The 19,613-nt window shown below is 70.6% G+C and carries 16 protein-coding genes and 1 riboswitch; of the genes, 8 read left to right on the forward strand and 8 right to left on the reverse strand.

Features of this window, described 5'->3' with window-relative positions; translation table 11 throughout:
• Nucleotides 1-242 precede the first annotated feature (242 nt).
• Genes qcrB through ctaE form a run of 4 tightly spaced genes read right to left on the reverse strand, consistent with a single transcriptional unit; the run spans nucleotide 243 to nucleotide 4,588 of the window.
• Nucleotides 243-1,997: a cytochrome bc1 complex cytochrome b subunit gene (gene qcrB, locus AC1DQF_RS09825; protein ID WP_477525044.1), complete on the reverse strand. Its 1,755-nt coding sequence runs from the start codon at nucleotides 1,995-1,997 to the stop codon at nucleotides 243-245.
• The gene (qcrA, locus tag AC1DQF_RS09830; protein WP_477525045.1) at nucleotides 1,994-3,037 is read right to left on the reverse strand and encodes a cytochrome bc1 complex Rieske iron-sulfur subunit; all 1,044 of its coding nucleotides are present in this window, start codon (nucleotides 3,035-3,037) and stop codon (nucleotides 1,994-1,996) included. The genes qcrB and qcrA overlap by 4 nt, the downstream gene beginning before the upstream one ends.
• The gene (gene qcrC / locus AC1DQF_RS09835; RefSeq protein WP_477525046.1) at nucleotides 3,034-3,909 is read right to left on the reverse strand and encodes a cytochrome bc1 complex diheme cytochrome c subunit; all 876 of its coding nucleotides are present in this window, start codon (nucleotides 3,907-3,909) and stop codon (nucleotides 3,034-3,036) included. Before qcrC ends, qcrA begins: the two co-directional genes overlap by 4 nt.
• A 31-nt stretch (nucleotides 3,910-3,940) precedes the next feature.
• Nucleotides 3,941-4,588: an aa3-type cytochrome oxidase subunit III gene (gene ctaE, locus AC1DQF_RS09840; protein WP_477525047.1), complete on the reverse strand. Its 648-nt coding sequence runs from the start codon at nucleotides 4,586-4,588 to the stop codon at nucleotides 3,941-3,943.
• 69 nt (nucleotides 4,589-4,657) lie between these two features.
• Here ctaE and AC1DQF_RS09845 point away from each other — a divergent pair, with 69 nt between their 5' ends.
• The 3 genes from AC1DQF_RS09845 to trpD all read left to right on the forward strand — a co-directional run bounded on the left by AC1DQF_RS09845 (nucleotide 4,658) and on the right by trpD (nucleotide 7,155).
• Nucleotides 4,658-5,584, forward strand: a complete 927-nt coding sequence (locus tag AC1DQF_RS09845; protein WP_477525059.1) for a cytochrome c oxidase assembly protein — start codon at nucleotides 4,658-4,660, stop codon at nucleotides 5,582-5,584.
• A 79-nt stretch (nucleotides 5,585-5,663) separates the two neighbouring features.
• Entirely contained in the window at nucleotides 5,664-6,083 is a 420-nt protein-coding gene (locus AC1DQF_RS09850; protein ID WP_477525048.1) for an Rv3143 family two-component system response regulator, read from the forward strand.
• 19 nt (nucleotides 6,084-6,102) lie between these two features.
• Nucleotides 6,103-7,155, forward strand: coding sequence for an anthranilate phosphoribosyltransferase (trpD, locus tag AC1DQF_RS09855; RefSeq protein ID WP_477525049.1), 1,053 nt, complete (start codon nucleotides 6,103-6,105; stop codon nucleotides 7,153-7,155).
• A 193-nt stretch (nucleotides 7,156-7,348) separates the two neighbouring features.
• On the opposite strand, the gene AC1DQF_RS09860 is transcribed toward trpD, so the two are convergent.
• Together AC1DQF_RS09860 and AC1DQF_RS09865 are read right to left on the reverse strand one after the other, a co-directional pair.
• Complete coding sequence (locus tag AC1DQF_RS09860) at nucleotides 7,349-7,975, reverse strand: GNAT family N-acetyltransferase (RefSeq protein WP_477525050.1); 627 nt, start codon at nucleotides 7,973-7,975, stop codon at nucleotides 7,349-7,351.
• 50 nt (nucleotides 7,976-8,025) lie between these two features.
• Entirely contained in the window at nucleotides 8,026-12,624 is a 4,599-nt protein-coding gene (locus AC1DQF_RS09865; protein WP_477525051.1) for a hypothetical protein, read from the reverse strand.
• Between the two features lie 163 nt (nucleotides 12,625-12,787).
• Between AC1DQF_RS09865 and AC1DQF_RS09870 the strand changes: the two genes are divergently transcribed.
• The gene (locus tag AC1DQF_RS09870; protein WP_477525052.1) at nucleotides 12,788-13,066 is read left to right on the forward strand and encodes an Lrp/AsnC family transcriptional regulator; all 279 of its coding nucleotides are present in this window, start codon (nucleotides 12,788-12,790) and stop codon (nucleotides 13,064-13,066) included.
• Here AC1DQF_RS09870 and AC1DQF_RS09875 read toward each other — a convergent pair.
• A complete protein-coding gene (locus AC1DQF_RS09875; protein ID WP_477525053.1) occupies nucleotides 13,040-14,542 on the reverse strand; it encodes a DUF2142 domain-containing protein in 1,503 nt (500 codons plus the stop codon). The genes AC1DQF_RS09870 and AC1DQF_RS09875 overlap by 27 nt on opposite strands.
• A 59-nt stretch (nucleotides 14,543-14,601) precedes the next feature.
• The gene (locus AC1DQF_RS09880) at nucleotides 14,602-16,380 is read right to left on the reverse strand and encodes a DEDD exonuclease domain-containing protein (RefSeq protein WP_477525054.1); all 1,779 of its coding nucleotides are present in this window, start codon (nucleotides 16,378-16,380) and stop codon (nucleotides 14,602-14,604) included.
• Between the two features lie 113 nt (nucleotides 16,381-16,493).
• On the opposite strand from AC1DQF_RS09880, the gene AC1DQF_RS09885 reads away from it, so the two are divergent.
• From AC1DQF_RS09885 to AC1DQF_RS09900, 4 genes are all read left to right on the forward strand, one after another.
• Nucleotides 16,494-16,757, forward strand: coding sequence for a hypothetical protein (locus AC1DQF_RS09885; protein ID WP_477525055.1), 264 nt, complete (start codon nucleotides 16,494-16,496; stop codon nucleotides 16,755-16,757).
• Nucleotides 16,758-16,836: 79 nt separating this feature from the next.
• Nucleotides 16,837-18,153: a hypothetical protein gene (locus AC1DQF_RS09890; RefSeq protein WP_477525056.1), complete on the forward strand. Its 1,317-nt coding sequence runs from the start codon at nucleotides 16,837-16,839 to the stop codon at nucleotides 18,151-18,153.
• Between the two features lie 70 nt (nucleotides 18,154-18,223).
• Nucleotides 18,224-18,430, forward strand: coding sequence for a hypothetical protein (locus AC1DQF_RS09895; protein ID WP_056924785.1), 207 nt, complete (start codon nucleotides 18,224-18,226; stop codon nucleotides 18,428-18,430).
• Between the two features lie 150 nt (nucleotides 18,431-18,580).
• Nucleotides 18,581-18,730, forward strand: a riboswitch (cyclic di-AMP (ydaO/yuaA leader).
• A gap of 12 nt (nucleotides 18,731-18,742) precedes the next feature.
• The coding region (locus AC1DQF_RS09900; RefSeq protein ID WP_477525057.1) for a C40 family peptidase at nucleotides 18,743-19,613 on the forward strand (871 nt) is incomplete at its 3' end.

A 19,613-nucleotide genomic window follows, 5' to 3' on the forward strand; every position in this document is an offset into this window, starting at 1 on the left:
GCGACAGGGAGCCCGCGTCCTGGTGCCGCCGACCGCACAAATGGCGGCGTACGACGTGCGCAGAGGCGGCCTGGGTGTCGCGCGCCGCCAGTTCCTCCGGCCGCGGCAGGGAGCGGCCACCCGGACTGACCCGCCCTCGAGCGCCACCACGGAACGGCCGGGTTCGGGTGCCTGCCGCCCGGAGACGCGACGTGCCCCGGACCCAGCAGGGTCCGGGGCACGCACGGTGCTGGTGCGGTGTGTCAGTGGCCGCCGCGCAGCGGAGCCTCGTCGACCGTGTGGTCGCTGTGGCCGTCGAACTGGTGGCCGTCGGCCGGGTGGTCGAGGCCGGCCTCGAGCTCGTGCTCGTGGGCGGCGTGGTGGTGCGCCTCCGCGAGCTCGTCCGCCGTGGGCTTCTGCACGTTGTGCTCGTACATCTTCTCCGAGAGCTTGGCCCGCAGCGCCTGGACCCGGGAGCCCGGGGCGACGACGCCGTTGGCGTCGGTGTGGCCGTCCACGGTGTAGGCCTCGTCGCGGTCACGTGCCGTGAGCCTGTACGCCGCCGTGTTGCTGATGGGCAGGTGACGCTCGGAGTAGCCGCCGTCGGGGGAGCGCATGATGATGCCGGTCTCGTAGCCGTGCAGCAGCTTCTCGTTGTCGTGACGCTGCAGCGAGATGCACCAGCGGCGGGTGATGAAGAACGCGATAGCCGGCCCGACGAAGATCATCAACCGCATGACGTGGGTGATGTCGTTGATGCCCACGTGGAACTTGATGGCGATCAGGTCGTTGCCGCCGGCGGCCCAGGCGAGACCGTAGAAGGTCATCAGGGACACCATCACCGCGGTCCGGGTGGGGGCGTTGCGCGGGCGCTGGAGCAGGTGGTGCTCGCGCTTGTCCCCGGTGATCCAGCCCTCGATGAACGGCAGCAGCATCAGGATGACGAGCATCAGCGGCGGCACGATGAGGATCGGGACCATGACGTTCCACGAGATCGTGTAGCCGAAGATCACCGACTCCCAGCCGGGCATGATGCGCAGCAGGCCGTCGGGCCACCCCATGTACCAGTCGGGCTGTGAGCCGGCCGTGACCTTGGTCGGGTCGTAGGGGCCGAACTTCCACACCGGGTTGATCGACAGCAGGCCACCCATGATGGCGGTGACGCCGAAGACGATGAAGAAGAAGCCACCGGCCTTCGCGGCGTACACGGGGAGCATCGGGAAGCCGACGACGTTCTGCTCGGTGCGGCCGGGTCCGGGCCACTGCGTGTGCTTGTGGTAGACGAGCAGCAGCATGTGGGCCGCGATCAGGCCGAGCAGCAGGCCGGGGATCAGGAGCACGTGGATGATGTAGAGGCGCGGGATGATCGCGTCTCCGGGGAACTCCCCGCCGAAGAGCAGGAACGACATCCAGCTGCCCAGGACCGGGGTGGCCTTGAGGAAGCCGTCCGCGGCCCGGACGCCGGTGCCCGAGAGCAGGTCGTCGGGCAGCGAGTAGCCGGTGAAGCCCTCGAGGGTGCCGAGGAGCAGCAGCAGGCAGCCGATGACCCAGTTGAGCTCACGCGGCTTGCGGAACGCGCCCGTGAAGGCGACGCGCAGCAGGTGCACCATCATCGAGGCGACGAAGAGCATGGCCGCCCAGTGGTGCATCTGGCGCATGAGGAGGCCGCCGCGGACGTCGAAGGAGATGTTCAGCGTCGAGGCCATGGCCTCCGACATCTGGATGCCGCGGAGCTGGTCGTAGGAGCCCTCGTAGTGGACCTCGCCCATGCTGGGGGTGAACCACAGCGTGAGGAAGACACCCGAGAGCAGCAGGACCACGAAGCTCCACAGGGCGATCTCGCCCAGCATGAAGGACCAGTGGTCCGGGAAGACCTTGCGGAGGTTCTTGCGCATCGCCCCGGCGAGACCGAGACGGTCATCGGCCCACGTGGCCACGCCCCCGATCGCCGAGGGCTTGGACGGGGTCGCGGCGCTCGATCCGTTGGTGCTGGCGACCTTGCTCGTGTCGAGACTCATTCCTTCTCACGCTCCCAGTAGCTGGCCCCCACGGGCTCAGTGAAGTCGCTCTGTGCGATCAGGTAGCCCTCCTCGTCAACTGCCAGGGGCAGCTGGGGGAGGGGACGGTGAGCGGGTCCGAAGATGACCTTCGCCGCGTCGGCGAGGTCGAACGTGGACTGGTGGCACGGGCAGAGCACGTGGTGCGTGGTCCGCTCGTACAGGGAGATCGGGCATCCGACGTGGGTGCAGATCTTTGAGTAGCAGATGATTCCGTTGACGGTCCAGTTCTCTCGCCCCGGTGCGGGGTCGATGTCGCTCGGCTCCATCTTGACGACGATGACCGCGCCCTTGGCCTTCTGCACCTGGAGCTCGACACCCTCGATCTCGGGGTAGCCGTTCTCCTCGGTGGGGAAGAGCGCCTCGGGAGCGGCGTTGACGAGGTCGCCGATCTCGAGCTCGGAGGCCATGATCGGCGTGCCGACCACGTCGCGCACGACGCGCATGCCCTTGGTCCAGATGGTGCTGGCCAGCTTGTCCTCCGGGGCGGGACCGAGGTCGCGCAGCAGGACGACGGCGGGCAGGCCCAGGAGGCCGACGGCGCCGAGGAGCGTGTTGCGCACCAGCGGACGGCGGCCGATGCCGGACTCCTCGCCACCGAGGGCCAGCGCCTCGAGCGTGGCCGCGCGGTCATCCTCGGAGGAGCCGGCCGGGTGGCGCAGCTCGGAGATCTCGTGGTCGCCCATGAGCTTGCGGGCCCACTGGATGATGCCGACGCCGATGAAGAGCAGGGCACCGCCGAGCGCGAGGCCGAGCGCCACCGTGGAGGCGCCGAGCCCGAGGAAGGTGTCGAAGTTGTCACCGATCTCGAGCGTGAAGTAGGCGACGACGAAGAGGAACGCGCAGATCATCGACAGGCCGAACATGCCGGCGATCTGTCGCTCGGCGCGCTTCTCGGCGTGCTCGTCGACGTCGGTGGGACGCCACTCGTGGGCGGGAAGACCGGGGTTGGCGATCGGCTCCTCCGGCACGGCCGGAGTGTTGTCGTGCGAGTCGGTCATGCCTTGGCACCTTCCTTGGTCTTCGAGCTGCGGGTGCTGTGGGCGGCGATCCAGACGCAGAAGCCGACGAGGCCGCCGATGCCGAGCACCCAGGCGAACAGGCCCTCCGACACCGGGCCGAGGCCACCGAGGCCGAAGCCGCCGTACTCGGGGGTCTCCTCGAGACTACCGAGGTAGGCAATGACGTCGCGCTTCTCGTCGGGGGAGAGGTTGCCGTTGCTGAACGTGGGCATCGCCTGCGGGCCGGTGAGCATCGCCTCGTAGATGTAGCGGGGCTCGACGCCGTGCAGGGTGGGTGCGTAGCCGCCGCGGGGCATCGCGCCGCCGGCGCCGTTGAAGTTGTGGCACGCCGTGCAGTTGGTGAGGAAGATCTGGCCACCGCGGGTGATGGCCTCCTCGCGCTCCTGCTCGGAGAGGCCGTCGATGGAGTAGTCCTCCGAGCTGGGGATCGCGGGGCCGGGGCCCAGCGAGGCGACGTACGCCGCGAGGGCGGCGACCTCGTCGTCGTTGTAGACCGGCTTCTTGCGCGGGGCCTGCTGGCCGGGGTTGGCCAGCGGCATGCGACCGGTGCCGACCTGGAAGTCGACCGCGGCGGCGCCGACGCCGACGAGGGAGGGGCCGATCTGCTTGCCGTCGCGGGAGGTGGAGATGCCCTCACCGTTCTGGCCGTGGCAGAAGGCGCAGCCCACGAGGAAGAGCTCGCGACCCTGGGCGACGAGCTCGTCGTCGCTGGTCGTGTCGGCCTGGGCCGGCGAGAACGCGGTGTAGAGACCACCGGTCATGAGCAGGCCGAGCACGAGCACGACGAGGCCGGCGAGGGGGCCGCGGCGGTGCCGGGAGATCCGACCTGCGGAGCGGTTCAACAAGCGCACAGTGAGTCCTAGCTGTCCGGGTTCCGGGGGCTTACTTGATGAGGTAGATCGTGGCGAACAGCCCGATCCAGACGACATCGACGAAGTGCCAGTAGTACGACACGACGATGGCGCTCACGGCCTGCTCGTGGGTGAAGCGGCGCGCGATGTAGGTGCGGCCGAGGACGAGGAGGAACGCGATGAGGCCACCGGTCACGTGGATGCCGTGGAAGCCGGTGGTCAGGTAGAACATCGTGCCGTACGCGGAGGACGGGATCGTCACGCCCTCGTGCACCAGCTCGGCGTACTCCAGGGCCTGGCCGCCGATGAACACCGCACCCATGCAGTAGGTGAGGATGAACCACTCGCGCAGTCCCCAGCCGCTGACCTTGAACACCGAGCCGGAGCGGCCGACCTGGCCACGCTCGGCGGCGAAGACGCCCAGCTGGCAGGTGAGCGAGGAGAGCACCAGGATCGCGGTGTTGACCGTCGCGAACGGGACGTTCAGCAGGCCGGTCTCCTGCGCCCACAGCTCGGGGCTGACGGCGCGGATGGTGAAGTACGCCGCGAAGAGGGCTGCGAAGAACATCAGCTCGCTGGAGAGCCAGATGATCGTGCCCACGCTGACCATGCTCGGCCGGTCGTGGTGCCCGTGCAGTCGGGATGCCGGAATCGCTGTTGCTGTCGCCACGGACGCCATTATGTCTGTGCATCCTCACGGAGGGCACCCCGACCCCCTCACTATCCGCGTCATATTGTTCACATCGTGATGACCGCCGTATGGACGACCGATCCGGTCCTCCCGAGATTCACCGTCAGCCGGGTGTTCACCGACTGGGGGATCGACCCGGTGCCCTTCGTGCTGGCGGTCTGGGTGGCCGGGCTCTACCTGGTCGGGGTGACGGTCCTGAGGCGCCGAGGCGACCGCTGGCCGGTGGGCCGGACGCTGTCGTTCGTCGCGCTGGGGATGGGCTCGTTCCTCGTCGCCACGTCCTCCGGGCTGGGGCGCTACGACACCACGCTGATCAGCGTTCACATGGTGCAGCACATGGTCCTGTCGATGGTCGTCCCGCTGTCGCTGGCGCTCGGCGCGCCGATCACCCTGGCCCTGCGGACCCTGCCCGGCTCGCCGCGGCGCTGGCTGCTGGCCGTTCTGCACTCGCGGGTCGCCAAGGTGCTGTCGTTCCCGCCGCTGACCTTCCTGCTCTACATCACGGCGCCGTGGGCGCTCTACTACTCCTCCTGGTACGACGCGTCGCTCGCGTCGCCGTTCGTCCACCAGCTCATGCACATCCACCTCGTGACGGTGGGCGCGCTGTTCTTCTGGCCGCTCATGGGCATCGACCCGCTCCCGGGTCGGGTGGGCTACCCGTTCCGGGTGTTGCTGACCGTGCTGACGCTGCCGTTCCACGCGTTCCTCGGCGTCACGATCATGGGGCAGACGACCTTGATCGGGGAGTCGCACTACCTCGCGCTGCGCGAGGGGCCGATGGGGGCGTGGCTGCCCCCGGCGCTGGAGGACCAGCACGTCGCGGGCGGCATCCTGTGGGCCTCCGGCGACCTGATCGGGCTCGTGTTCTTCGGGGTGTTGTTCGTCCAGTGGGTCCGCTCGTCGCACAAGGAGGCCGCGCGGGAGGACCGCCGCCTCGACCTGCTCGAGGCGAGGGAGCGACGCGACTCCCAGATCGCTGGTTGAGAAGGGCGGCCTGCGCCGCTCGATGGTTGAGGAGGGCATCCTGCGCCCGTCTCGAAACCATCCCCGATACGATGCCGACGTGACTCACACCACGTCCGACCGCACGCCGCTGAGGGTGCTCGTCTACAGCGACGACATCGACACCCGGCAGCAGGTCATCCTCGCGCTGGGGCGTCGTCCCCACCCCGACCTGCCCGAGCTCGAGTACGTCGAGGTGGCCACCCAGCCGGTGGTCCTCCAGAACATGGACGCCGGCGGCATCGCCCTGGCGATCCTCGACGGGGAGGCCGTGCCCTCCGGTGGCATGGGGATCGCCAAGCAGCTCAAGGACGAGATCTACCAGTGCCCGCCCGTGCTGGTGCTGACCGGGCGCCCCCAGGACGCATGGCTGGCCACGTGGTCGCGTGCCGAGGCGGCCGTGCCGCACCCGATCGACCCGGTGCAGCTCGCGGAGGCGGTCATCTCACTGCTGCGCCCCCGCGTGCCGGCCACGTCCTGACGCCACCATCATGGTGGCCATGTCCTCCGGCTCCAGCACCGACGCACACCTGACCTGGCCCGACGTGCTCACGACCCTGGTCGCGGGCACGGACCTGACCGGTGAGCAGGCGCGCTGGGCGATGGACCAGGTGTTCGCCGGCGAGGCGACGCCCGCCCAGATCGCGGGCTTCCTGGTGGCGCTGCGCGCCAAGGTCGAGACGGTGGACGAGGTGTCGGGGATCGCCGACGCGATGCTGGCCGCCGCCAACCCCATCTCCGTGCCGGGGCGGCTGCTCGACGTCGTCGGCACCGGGGGAGACCGGTCGATGTCGGTCAACATCTCCACCATGTCCGCCATCGTCGCCGCCGGTGCCGGCGCCACGGTGGTCAAGCACGGCAACCGCTCGGCGTCGTCCAAGTCCGGCTCGGCCGACGTGCTGGAGGCGCTGGGCATCCGGCTGGACCTGTCGGTCGCCCGGGTCGCCGAGATCGCCGGCGAGGCCGGGATCACCTTCCTGTTCTCCGCGGCATTCCACCCGGCGATGCGGCACGCCGCCGTGACGCGCCGCGAGCTCGGGATCGCCACGACCTTCAACCTCCTGGGTCCGCTGACCAACCCGGCCCGTCCCGCAGCCCAGGCCATCGGCTGCGCGGACGCGCGGATGGCTCCGGTGATGGCGGGCGTGCTGGCCGGTCGCGGCGTCGACGCGTGGGTCTTCCGCGGGGACGACGGGCTCGACGAACTGACCACCACGACGACGTCGACCCTGTGGAGGGTGCACGAGGGAGCGGTGTCGACCCACTCGGTCGACCCCGCGTCGTACGGACTGGCGCTGGCGACCACCCACGACCTGCGCGGCGGTGACGCCGCGCACAACGCCGACGTCGTACGACGTGTGCTGGCGGGGGACCGCGGTCCGGTGCACGACGCCGTCGTCCTCAACGCGGGTGCCGCGCTCGCGGTGTACGACACCCCTGGGACGCCGATCGACGACGCCCTGTTCGCCGGGATCGAGCGCGCCGCGGCGGCGATCGACGCCGGCCACGCGCAGGCCGCCCTCGACCGGTGGGTCGAGGCATCCGCGCGCTAGGTGCAGGTCAGCGGTAGAGGCCGCCGGCGATCGCGTACGCGTTGACGACGATCAGCACGGAGAACATCGAGCCGATGATGCGGTTGTCGTTGAGCCAGGCGATGGGGAACACGGACACTCCTCGAGTTGGCGTGCCTGATCGCCTACCCGCGGTCGTTGAACGTCAAACCTCGCCGCGTGTCGCCCGGGTCACTCAGAGGGCAAGGACCCACGAGTCGCCGTCGCGCTGGAAGCCGAGCCGATCGTAGTAGGGACCGACCATGGTGGGTGACGTCACCACGCGGCGGTAGCCGTGGTCGGCGAGCATCCCGCTGCGGCGCCAGACGAACTCGCCGGGGGAGAAGTCCCGGTAGCGGGGGGTGACGTAGTCGAGGAGCACGTGGGCCGTGTCGCCGTCGGCAGCCAGCAGCACCACGCCCACGGTCTCGTCGTCGCGCTGGACGAGGAAGGCGTCCTGGCCCGGTGCCGACGGGTCGTGCACGAAATCGGGGTTGAAGCGCAGGATGTCCTGGCCGTGGACGCGCAGCACGTGCCGCAGGTACTCGTCGTCGCCCCGGACCTCGAGCACCTGGAAGGCCGCCTCGTCGTGGCGGTCGCGCAGCAGCTGCACGATGAACCACACGTTGATGGCGCACAGCACCGCGTTCATGCCGACCATCGGCCACACGCCCACGAAGGCGTTGAAGGCGACCAGGATGACGCACGCGGCGAGGTTGAGCACCCGGAAGCGCAGCACCCTCGACTGGAGCAGGGAGTAGACGAGCAGGGCACTCCCGCCCCAGCCGAGGATGTCGAGCCAGTGGTCTTCGAGCCAGTTCACCCGCGGAGGCTACTGCCCACGGCCACCCGGACCCGAAACAGCGCGACCCACTACCTGCCGACCTTGACCACGAGCTTGCCCGCCGACGGTGCGACGACGCCGGAGCCGGCGTACGACACCTTCAGCTTGTGCTTGCCGGGCTTGAGCTTGGGCAGCTTGAAGACCAGCACACCCTTCTTCGTGCTCGACAGGGTGAGCTTCTTGAGCGTCTTCTTTCCGTCCTTGATCGTCAGCACCCCGGTGGGGCCGGTGACTCCCGGGGCCGTCACCGTGATGGTGAGCTTGGCCCGGACCTTCTTGGTGACCACGAAGGGGGAGACTCCCAGGGCGGTGGTCGAGCTCACCTTGGCGACCGCGACGGCCGCCGAGGTGGCCGCGCCCTGTCCTCGTCCGGTCCTGGAGGCCAGGACCCGCACGCTGATCTGCGTCGCCGCGTCGGCGCCGACGAGCCAGTAGGTGCCCTGGGTCGCGTCGGCGATGGGTGCGCCGTTGCGCAGCCACTGGTAGGTGAGGGAGGGGGAGTCCGTCCACGTGCCGGGGTYGGCGGTGAGCATGCTCCCGACCTTGGCCGTCCCCCTGACTGTCGGCGGGGTCACCGCCGACGGTGCTGCCCCGCGCGTCACGACGATCCCGGTGCTCGTGGACACCCCGTCGGGGAAGCCCGCCTTGCTGCCGGTGGCCCGCACCGCGATCGTCTTGTCGACGTCGTCCGCCGTGAGGACGTACGCGCTGCCGCTCGCCGACCACATGACCTGGCCGTCGCGCAGCCACTGGTACGTGGTGCTCACGGGTGCCTGGTTCCACGTCGGTGCGATCGCGGTGACGGTGGCGCCGACTCCGATGCCGGACGGGGCGGAGATCTGGACCGCGCTGGTCGCCGACAGGGTCTGGACGACCACGGGCTGCGACGTCGCGACGCCGTCGGAGTAGCCGGTCTGGCGAGCGGTGACCCGGATGGCGATCTGCCTCTCGGCATCGGCGGCAGAGACCTGGTAGAGCCCCGACGTGGCGCCCTCGATGACCTGGCCGTCACGCAGCCACACGACGCTGGTCGTGGTGGCCCAGCCGCCGGACCAGGTGCCGGCGTTGGCGCTGAGGTAGCTGCCCACCATGGGGTTGCCGGTCACGGTCGGGGGAGTCAGGTTGTTGACCGCATCACCCGAGGTCGTGGCAACGGGCAGGCTCGTCGAGACCCCGTCGAGGTACCCGGCCTTGCGTCCCGTGGCCCGCACGGTGACCGGCTTGCCGAAGTCGTCGGTGGACAGCACGTAGGTGGGACCGGTCGCGCCGTAGATCACGTCGCCGTTGCGGAGCCACTGGTACGTCGTCTCGACACCCGCCATGTTCCACTGCGGGGCGGTCACGCTCAGGGTCTTGCCGACGCCCGTGCCCCCGGGTGACTCGATGGACGGTGCCTGCAGAGCCATGATTTGCGCATCCACGACGAAGGTGGACTGGGCCTGCCCGATCTGGGCGTTGAGCGCGTCGCGCGCCGTGATCGTCCACCGGTAGGAACCCGTCTGGAGATAGCCCTGCGGGGCGTGTGCCGTGGCCACGGTGGTCGCGCTCACCGAGGTGCTCTGCCCCGAGAGAGGAGTCACCGCGACGTCGTAGGTCGTGGCCCCGACGACGGGCTGCCACTGCAGGACCGGGCCGTTGGGTGCCACCGACGCGTTGAGCGAGGGGGAGAGGAGGGTGACACTGTCGGCAGTCACCGTGAACCGGCCGGGCTGGGACCACGGGCCCGGGTTTCCGTAGGCGTCGATCCGACGGACGCGCCAGACGTAGGGCGTGGTGCTCGCCGGGAGGGGCGCCGACGGCGTGTAGGCGGCCGTCCTCACGCCGTAGCTCGCCGAGACGCGCGTGCCGGCCGCGAACGTCGTGTCCTCGTTGCGGTTGATCTCGACGTCGTACGACGCGCTGAACGCCTGCGGCTCCCAGCGGAAGGGCGTCGTCCCTGCCACGGCCGCGGACGCCACCGGGGACGTCAACGTCACCTGGGGGCTGCGCTTGACGACCTGCTTGGTCGTCGACCACGTGAGGCCGTTGTCGTCGGAGTCGATGGCCTGGACACGCCAGTCCAGCGTGCCCTCGGGATAGAGCCTGTCGGTCGCGGTGTAGGTCGTCTGGTCCACGAGCTGCTGGTCGATGACCGTGCCGTTGAAGGACACCTCGATGCGGTACTGCTTGCCCGCCTGCGGGCTGCGCTCGCCAGTCTGCGCCCACGTGTAGTCCTGGTTGGTGGCGTAGTAGTCGTCCCAGGTGAAGGTGATCTCGCCACCCGCCGGGTCGCTGCTGGTCAGGCCGGTCACGCCGGGAGAGCGCTTGGTGAAGGTTCCCTGGGCCAGGTCCTTCTGGGACATCGGGTCCGGGCCGCAGTTGCGCGGACCGCGGCAGGGACGGATGTGCCAGTAGTAGGCCTTCCCCGCCTGGTTGTCGGCGTAGGTCGAGTCGTCGTTGTCCAGGGCGGGCGCGTACAGGCTGTTGGTCGTGGCCGGGATCGCGTTCTCGGGCTCCAGGATGTTGGTGAACGACGCGTCCTCGCTGACGTAGACCATGTAGTAGGCGACCCGGGGGTCGGGAGTCCACCTGAGGACCGGGGTGGCCGGCACGGAGCACTGGCCGGTCGTCTGGGTGCAGGGGTTCTTGGGCCCGGTGTAGTTGGCGTCGAGCTGCTGGCCGCCCAACGCGACCGCGTGACCGGTGACGACGGCGATCTGCTGCACCGTGAAGCGACCCTCCGTGCCGACGCCGATGCGCAGGTTGTCCTTGTCGAACGCCTCGACCTGCCAGTCGTACGTTCCCGCCAGTGTCAGCCGGTTCGAGATCTCGGTCATGGCCGGGAAGGGCACCGGCTGGCCCAGCAGGTTGGTGTACTCCGGCGCGAACCACACCTGGTTGGTGTCCGAGGCGTTGCCGATGCTCACCTTGTAGTACGCCGCTCCCGTCATCGGCTCCCACGTCAAGGACGGCGTGGTGGTGATTCCTCCCGTGCTCGAGGTCGGCGAGAGCGGGGTCAGAGGAGCAGCGCCGCTCACGGGCAGGTTGCCGGAGATCTCGAAGGAGTTCGTGTACCTGAGCGAGCCGGGGCCCTTGGTCGAGCTGCCAATGATTGACCACGTGTAGCGCCCGGCGGGCAGGCGGGTGCCCCCCTTCGGTGTGTAGGAGTTGGCGTAGGTGGTCGCCGTGTCGACGACGGACCCGTCCTCGCGCTTGACCACGATGTCGAAGGTCTGGGCCCCGACGGTCGGCGTCCACGACAGGGTGGGCACGTCCACGACCGCCCCGTTGCGGGGTGTCATGTTCGTGATGCTGTTGGGGGCGTAGACGAAGGCCTGGGCAGCGGAGAACAGGCTCTTGACGCCCGGGAGGCTCCCCGGTCGAGAGAACGGTCGGTCAAGGCCCCGAACCCGCCAGTAGTTGATCTCGCCCGTGACCGGGGTGCAGACCTCGTTCTCCCGGAAGTCGGTCGGGATGCCGGTGCTGTTGACGCTGAACATGCCGGGCGTGTAGGTCGTGCCGGCAACGCGGCAGCTCTTGTACGTGCCGACGCTGAAGTTCTCCTGGGTCCCCACCTGGAGCTCGTACTCCGACGCGTGCTGGATGGGCTCCCACTGGAAGTACAGCGGGGCCGGCACCTCCTCGTTGCCGGCAGCGGCCGGGTAGACCGGCACCGGACGCATGGGCCACGTGCGGTTGAAGTTGTAGCGCGCCTCGGTCCACGGCGTCGGCTGGCCAGCCGTGTCCACGGCGCGCACGCGCCAGTAGTACTGGTTGTTGTCGTACGTCGTCGCCGGGGAGAAGCGGCTGCCGCGGATGCCCGTCCGACGCTCGATGAGCGAGCCGTCACTGAAGTCGGTGTTGGTGGCGACCTCGACCTGGTAGGACACGGCGCCGGGGACCGGCCTCCAGTCCAGCACCACGTCCTGGAGCTCGTGGTCCGCGTCGTCGGGGGGAGAGGTGATCTCCGGTGCCGGGATGGCGGCCACGACGAACGAGCGGGCGGCGCTCGGCTGCGACTTGAGGTTGTTGTCCTTGGCCGCGACGACCCGCCAGAACCAGTCACCGGCCGCCAGTGGGTCGGGAACGACCAGCGAGGTGCTCTTGACCTCGTAGGTGCTCGACCCTACGAAGTCGATGTCGCCGTCCACCTCGACCAGGTAGCTGGTCGCGCCCGCCGAGGGGTTCCAGGTCAGGACCGGAGGGTCCGTCGGCTGTTGGAGCTTCGTGTCGTTGGCCGGGGACACGAGCACCGGCACCTCGACGGCGGCCTTGGTGAAGGTCGACTCGGTGTAGCCGGAGGGGTCGCCGGTGGCGTTGAAGGCGCGCACGCGCCAGTACTGGGTGCCCGACTTGAGGTTCTGGGTGGGGGCGTAGGCGTTGCTGACCGTGCTGACGGACACCTCGGGGCTCACGAAGCCGGGGGTGTCGTCGACCTGGACGTCGTAGCGGGTGGCGCCCGGCGCGTGCTCCCACGACAGCACAGTGGTGCTGGAGTTGGGCTGCTGGGCCGCCAGGCCCACGGGCATCGGCGGCGGCACGGCCGAGACTGCCTGCGGCAGAGGGCCGGCGAGCGTGGCGACCAGGCAGAACGCCGTGGTGGCGACGGCCCGCCGCATGTGCGTCGGGCGAGCAGAAGTGCGAGACATCCCGGTGGTTCCCCTCTGAGGGCATGGCGCGGATTGCGACACGGTAGGACTGGGTGCACCCGGTGGAGCGGCGAATGACGCCCTAGTGGCCCGAAGTGACTAGTAGTCCCGACCGATCGGACGGGAGGGCGCCTCGGCCCGTGTCTGCCGCTACCGTGGCCCCATGATCACCGCCATCGTCTTCGTGAAGGCCGACGTCGCGCGCATCCCCGAGGTCGGCGAGGCCATCGCCGCTCTCGACGGCGTCAGCGAGGTCTACTCGGTCACCGGTCAGATCGACCTGATCGCCCTTGTGCGGGTGCGCGCCCACGAGGACGTGGCGTCGGTGGTGGCCGGATCCCTCAACAAGGTGGACGGGGTCACGGGCACGGAGACGCACATCGCCTTCCAGACCTTCTCCCAGGTGGACCTGGAGTCAGCCTTCTCGCTCGGCCTCGACTAGGTCCGGCCGGTCCTGCTCGGTCGTGCCGACGCGCCGGGCGAGCAGCAGCACCGCGTACGCCGACAGGGCCAGGACGGGCACGACCACGCCGAGCAACAGGCCCCACGGGCGTCCGTCGTCGTAGGGGCCGCCTGCCTCGCGCAGCCCGAGGCACAGCAGGCACAGGACGTGCGTCGTGACTGCAGCCGCCGCGACGACGACCAGGAGGGGCGGGCGCACCGGCCGCCCGCTGCGGTCCAGCGCCTCACCGGCGACCATCAGGATGCCCACGAGCAGGGGCAGCTCGTACCTGCCCTGCCATGCGACGCCCACGAGGGAGTACGTCGCTGCGGTCGCCGCCACCGGCACCAGCACCGCCACTGTGGCGGCGACGCCCATCGCGAGCCTGTCGCGGCGGGCACCGGCGCGGACACCGAGCACGAGGACCATGACGACGGGGACCAGGCCCACGGCGTAGACGACCGGCCACATCAGTCCGAAGCGGTTGGGCATCACACCGATCGTCTGGAAGACCCACAGGACTGCGTGTGCGGGCAGTGGGATGGCCTTGGTCTCGGCGACGAGCGGCTCCCCTGACCGGGGAGCGGTCGCTGCGTGCTGCAGCGTCCACGCCACCGAGGCGAGCACGGCCAGGACCACGAGGGCGGTCGCGGCGGCCCAGGCGCGGGGAGCCCGCACCAGGATCTCGTGCACACCCCGCCGTCCCCCCAGGACCAGTGCGGTGAGCACCGCCGTCGCGAGCCACACGACCCCCGTGGTGTGGGTCAGGACGAGGGTCGTGCCCCCCACGGCGCACGCGCAGGCTGCCACCGTTGTGGTCCCCGGGGTGCGCAGCGCGCTCAGCAACCCTGACCACAGGAGGACTCCGGCGGCGAACCCGAGCCCGTTGGGAGCAGCCACCGTCGTCGCGAAGGTGATCGCCGGCGTCAGGGCAGCGAGCAGCGCCACCGACGGCCACCCGGTGCGACGACCGCTCGTCATGAGCGCCCAGGCCCACGCGAGCATCGCCGACCCGAGCAGCGCACCGACGACACGCACGAGCCACGCGCCGGTCTCGCCGGTCGTGACGCGCAGGGGAAGTCCGACGACCGCGTAGTAGGCCGGGTTGTAGAGCGCAGCGGTGCTGCGTACGTCGACCGTGCCGTCCGGGTGGGACTCGGCCGGCCGGCACACCGACGGGTCGAAGTCCTCGCGGAGCACCAGGCAGGTGCGCTCGGCGTCGGCCGCCAGCGTCGCGTCGGCCCGCACGAGGAGGTCCTCGTGGGCGCCCGGGGCAGGCTGCCAGTGCCCGAGCGCGACGTTCGAGGCCCTCAGCAGGTGCTCGATCTCGTCCGGTCCCCGGAACATCGGCAGYACCAGCATCCACGCGGACTGCAGGAGCAGCACCGCGGCCAGGGCCGACACGAAGACAGCCCGAACGTCCTGGAGCGGACGGGAACCACCCTGGGCCGTCGGCTCCGTCACGGTCTGTCCCACGGAGGGCGAGGATGCCACCTTTCGGGGCGCCGCGAGGCCGAAAGTGGCAATGGACGAGATCAGCGCGTCGGGCGGTGGACGGTCGCAGGCAGTCGCTGCTCGTCGAACGGGACGAGCGACAGTCGTGACTGGTTGGCCGCGTCGTAGAGCGGCAGGTGCCGGGTCGCGCCGGCCACCGGGCAGACCCACTCGCCGTCGACGTCGACGAGCCGGATGCCGGGGGACTCGAGCCAGCGCAGGACCTTCTCGGTCTCCTCGGCCGTGGCGGCCGGGACAGGTCCGGGCGCGGTCCGGACGGTCTCGGCGCTCGCACGCAGCTCGTGGACGTACTGGTGGGCATCGGTCCCGGACGGGATCACCCCGGCGGCGGCCAGCCGGCCGTGTCGGACGACGTGGACGCTCCACCGTCCGTCGTCCTCGCGTCGGGCGGCAACGACCTCTGGGCAGCGGGTCAGGGCCGACAGACGCTGGGTGCGAGCAGCCGCTCGCACGAAGGTGGCCAACCGGTCGCGGTGCACGCCGGCCTCCTCGAAGCGCTCGAGGTCGGCCAACGACGTCATCCGGCGGTTGATCGCCTCGACCACCTCGTCGGGTCGGTGCAGCAGGGTGTCGCGCAGCTGTCGGACCACCGCGGCGTACGTCGCGGCGTCGACGCTGCCGTCGCAGGGCGACAGGCACCGGCCCATCTCGGCCAGGACGCACGCCGACCGTGAGGGCTCGCGGGCGAGCTTGTCGGAGCACTGACGGATCGGGAAGGTCTCGTGGAGAGCGGCCAGGCACTTCTCGGCGGTCTTCTTGGACGAGAAGGGGCCGAGGTAGTCCGCGTCGTCGTCGAGCACCCGCCGCACCAGCGACAGGCGCGGCCAGGCCTCACGGGWGAGCTTGACGAAGTGGACCTTCTCCGGGAAGCGGGAGCGGCGGTTGTACTTCGGCTTGTGCTCGGCGATCAGCCGCAGCTCACGCACCTCGGCCTCGAGCGGGGTGGCGCAGGGGATGCCGGTGACGGACTCGGCCAGCCCGACCATCTCGCCCATCCGGGTGCGCGTCTCGGAGGCGGTGAAGTAGGAACGCACCCGGCTGCGGAGGTCCTTGGACGTGCCCACGTAGAGCACGCGGAGGCGGTCGTCGCGGAAGAGGTAGACGCCGGGCAGGTGGGGGAGCCCCTCGGCGAGGTGTCGCTTGCGGCGCTGGGCCTGCGTGACCCGCGACGAGAAGGTCGCCAGCTCCTCGAGCGTGTGCACGCCCTGGCCGCCGAGCCGCTCCATCAGGCCGTGCAGGACGTCGACGGTGGCGCGTGCGTCCGACAGGGCACGGTGGTTGGGCGTCGTCGTGGCGTTGAAGAGCTGGGCGAGGGAGCTGAGCTTGCAGTTGGGTGCGTCGTCGCGGGTGACCACCCGGCGCGCGAGCCTGGCCGTGTCGAGCACCTCGAACCGGGGCCAGGGGTGCCCCTGCTCGGCGGCGAAGTGCTTGAGGAAGCCGACGTCGAACGGTGCGTTGTGGGCGACCAGGACGCAGCCGGCGGCGAACTCCAGGAACGCGGGCAGCGCCGACTCGATCGACGGGGCGTCGCTCACCATCGAGTTGGTGATGCCGGTGAGCACCGCGATGAACGGGGGGATCTCGGCGCGCGGATTCACCAGGGTCTGGAACTCGCCCAGGATCTCGCCCGCGCGCACCTTGACGGCGCCGATCTCGGTGATCATCGACCCGCCCGCCGCGGACCCGCCCGTGGTCTCGAGGTCGACCACGCAGAACGTGACGTCCCGCAGCGGCCGGCCCAGCTCGTCGAAGCTGCGCTGGGCCTCCCAGCGGGAGGCGGTCGGGACGGCGCTGCTCATGGTGGGGACGCTAGATCGCGGCACCGACAACGGACGGGAGGTCAGGCCCCGCGCGTCGGTCACTAGGCTGCTCCGGACCGTCCGTCGACCCACGCCGATCCCCTGGAGGCACCGTGCCCGCACAGATCCCCGACGCTACGAACCGCTGGCGCTGCGGAGGTTGCGGCAACCTGACCCGCTTCGACGTCACCCGCACCCGGCGTACGACGGAGTTCTGGCACTTCGACCTCGCCGGCGACCACGTCGTCGAGGAGGAGACCGTGCGCGACGAGAGCGTGGAGTCGGTGTCGTGCCGCTGGTGCGGACGTGACGACGCGATCGAGGTCATCGACCGCAGTGCCGCGGCGCCCGGCCCGGAGTCCTCCGCTGTCGACTAGCCCGGTCGCGGTCGACGCGGCGTCCGCCCCGACGAGTGCTCGGCTCTCCGGGTGGAGGTGGTCGGGTCTCGCGGTCGTCGTGTGGATCGGACTGCTGGCGGTGTTCGCCCGCATCGCGGCGGACTGGGAGTGGCTGGTCGCCGTGGGCGACCACGTGAGGCGCACGGGTGGGATCCCCGACCACGTCCCGTTCGCGGCGGCGCCGTCGGAGGGGTGGCACGACGTCCCGGTGCTGGCCCAGCTGGTGGCCTCGGTGGCGGACGACCTCGGTGGCACGTCGGCGACGGTCGCCCTCCACCTCCTCGCCGTCACGGCCACGCTCCTGGTGCTGGTGGCCTCGGTCAGGCACCTGGGCGCCTCGGACGCCCGGGCGGCGGCGCTGGTGGCCGTGCTGTGCCTGGGGGCGCTCCCGGCGCTGGCCCTTGTCAGGCTGCAGACGTTCTCGCTGGTGATGTTCGCCCTGCTGGTCTCGCTGCTGTGGCACCAGGCCGCGCGTGCCACCAAGCACATCTGGTGGCTGCCGGTCCTCGTCGCCGTCTGGGGCAACCTCCACGGCGCGGTGCTGCTCGGCGTGTGCGTTGCCGGGGCCTACCTGCTGCTCGGCCGCATGCGCGAGCGGGTCGCGGAGACGATCGCCGTCGGCGCGGCGACGCTGCTGGCCCTGTGCGCGACGCCGCAGGGGGTGGACACCATCGCCTACTACGCCAGCGTGCTGGACAACGAGGCGGCCGCGCGCGGTGAGGGCCTGTGGGCCCGGCCGGACCTGACCCACCCGTTCGACGTGCTGATGCTCGGAGCGGCCGTCGTGCTGGGGGTCGTGGCCCTCCGTCGCCGCCGGGCCGCCTGGGAGTACGTCGCCTGCCTGGGCCTCGCGGCAGCGACCGCGGAGGCCGCCCGGCACGGGGTGTGGCTGCTCGTCGTCCTGTTCATGGTGGCTGCCGTACCGGCCGCGGGGACCGGGCCGACCGCAATGCCGCGCGAGCGATGGGCCCGGCGGCCCGTCGCCGTCGTGGCGGCCGTCTCGATGGTCCTCGCAGTGATGGTGGTCGGCTGGCGCGGCGACAGTGTCGCCGGTGTCGACCCGGCCGTGGTCGAGGCCGTGGTGACCGAAGCCGGTGACGACGTCGTGCTGGCGCCCGCGCCGTTGGTGGAGTCGCTGGCCGCCCGTGGGGTCACCGTGTGGGCAGGCAACCCGCTCGACGCCTTCACGCCCGGGGCGCAACGCGCGTACCTCGACTTCATCGCGGGGGAGCCGGGGATGGAGCCCGCGGTCGAGGGCTCCGACCTGGTCGTCGTCGTCGAGGACTCGGCGAGCGACCGCGGCCTGTCGTCGCTGGACGAGACGCTCGAGCGCCGCGGGCTGCCGGGCGGGTACGTCGCCTACCTGCGTCCCTGAGGAGTCCACGACACGCGGTGCGACCCGCGCGGAGGGGCCGTTGTCGGTGGCTCCTGCCAGCGTGCGCCACATGACGACACGCATCGACTGTGACACCTGTGTGGTCCGTGCCCTGGCCTGCCACGACTGTGTGGTGACCGTGCTCCTCGGACCACCCCCCGAGCTGACGCTCGACGACGACGAGCGCGAGGCACTCGCCGTGCTCGCGCAGGGCGGACTGGTCCCGCCGCTGCGGCTGGTCGAGCCCGTGGCGGGCCCGGTGGTCGAGTCCGCCTGACGAGTGTGACCCAGATCACCCCGACGACACGTTTCAAAGCTGGGGACCAGGGATTGGTGGACGGTCGCCCCCCGGTCTACAGTGACGGCTGGTGTGCGTGGCAGTGGGCCACAGGGTCCATGCGCAGACCGCGTCTAATCCACACGCCACCGGTGCGAGCCGGCGGTGCCAGGAGCCGGGGAACCATGTCCCACCTGGGGTGAATCGGCCTCGAGAACAGCCACCGCTGTGGAGGGGTCGTAGGGCATGTCGTTGCCCGAACCCGTCAGCTCACCCGGTAGACGTGACGACAGTGAGGGAGAACTCCCGCTCGTGACACACGACCGGAAGCGACTCGGCAGCGCCCTGCTGGGAATCACGGCGATCGCCGCCATCGGATTCGTTCCGGCCTCGCCGGCCCAGGCCGAGCCGGACGTCAAGGACGTCAAGCAGCGCGTCGAGCGGCTCTACCACGAGGCCGAGCAGGCCCAGGAGCGCTACAACGACGCCAAGCTGGACCTCGCAGACCTCCGCAGCGAGCTCGGCTCCCTCCGCGCCGACGAGCGCCGCCAGGACGACCGGCTCGAGGCCGTCCGCGCGCAGGTGACCGACTCGGTCCGCCGCCAGTACGAGGGCGAGAGCATCTCCACCGTCGGGCAGGTGGTCGTCTCCGACGACCCCGCCGCCTTCCTCGGTCAGCTGTCGACCATGTCGTCGTACAGCCAGCTGCAGGACACCCTCTTCGCCGACTACTCGACCGAGGCCGAGGCGATGGCGCTGCGCGAGGAGGCCACCGCGGACCGCGCCTCGGACATCGCCGCGACGACCGAGCAGCTCGGCACCGAGAAGAAGGCCGTCGATGCCAAGCTCGACGAGGCCAAGGACCTCCTGGCCGACCTCGAGGCGGAGGAGCGCGAGCGACTCCTGTCCACCTCTCGGTCGACCACCAGCAGCCGCATGCCGGTGTCCGCGCCCGCCTCGGGCAACGCGGCCGCAGCGGTCAGCTACGCCATGGCCCAGGTCGGCGACGCCTACGTCTACGGCGCCACCGGCGACAGCGCCTTCGACTGCTCGGGACTCACCATGCGCGCCTGGGGCGCTGCCGGTGTCGGCCTCCCGCACTCCTCGAGCGCGCAGTACGGCTCCGGCCCGCACATCGCGGCGAGCGCCCTGCAGCCCGGCGACCTGGTCTTCTACTACAGCC

The organism is Nocardioides sp. P4_G4 (assembly GCF_056401085.1).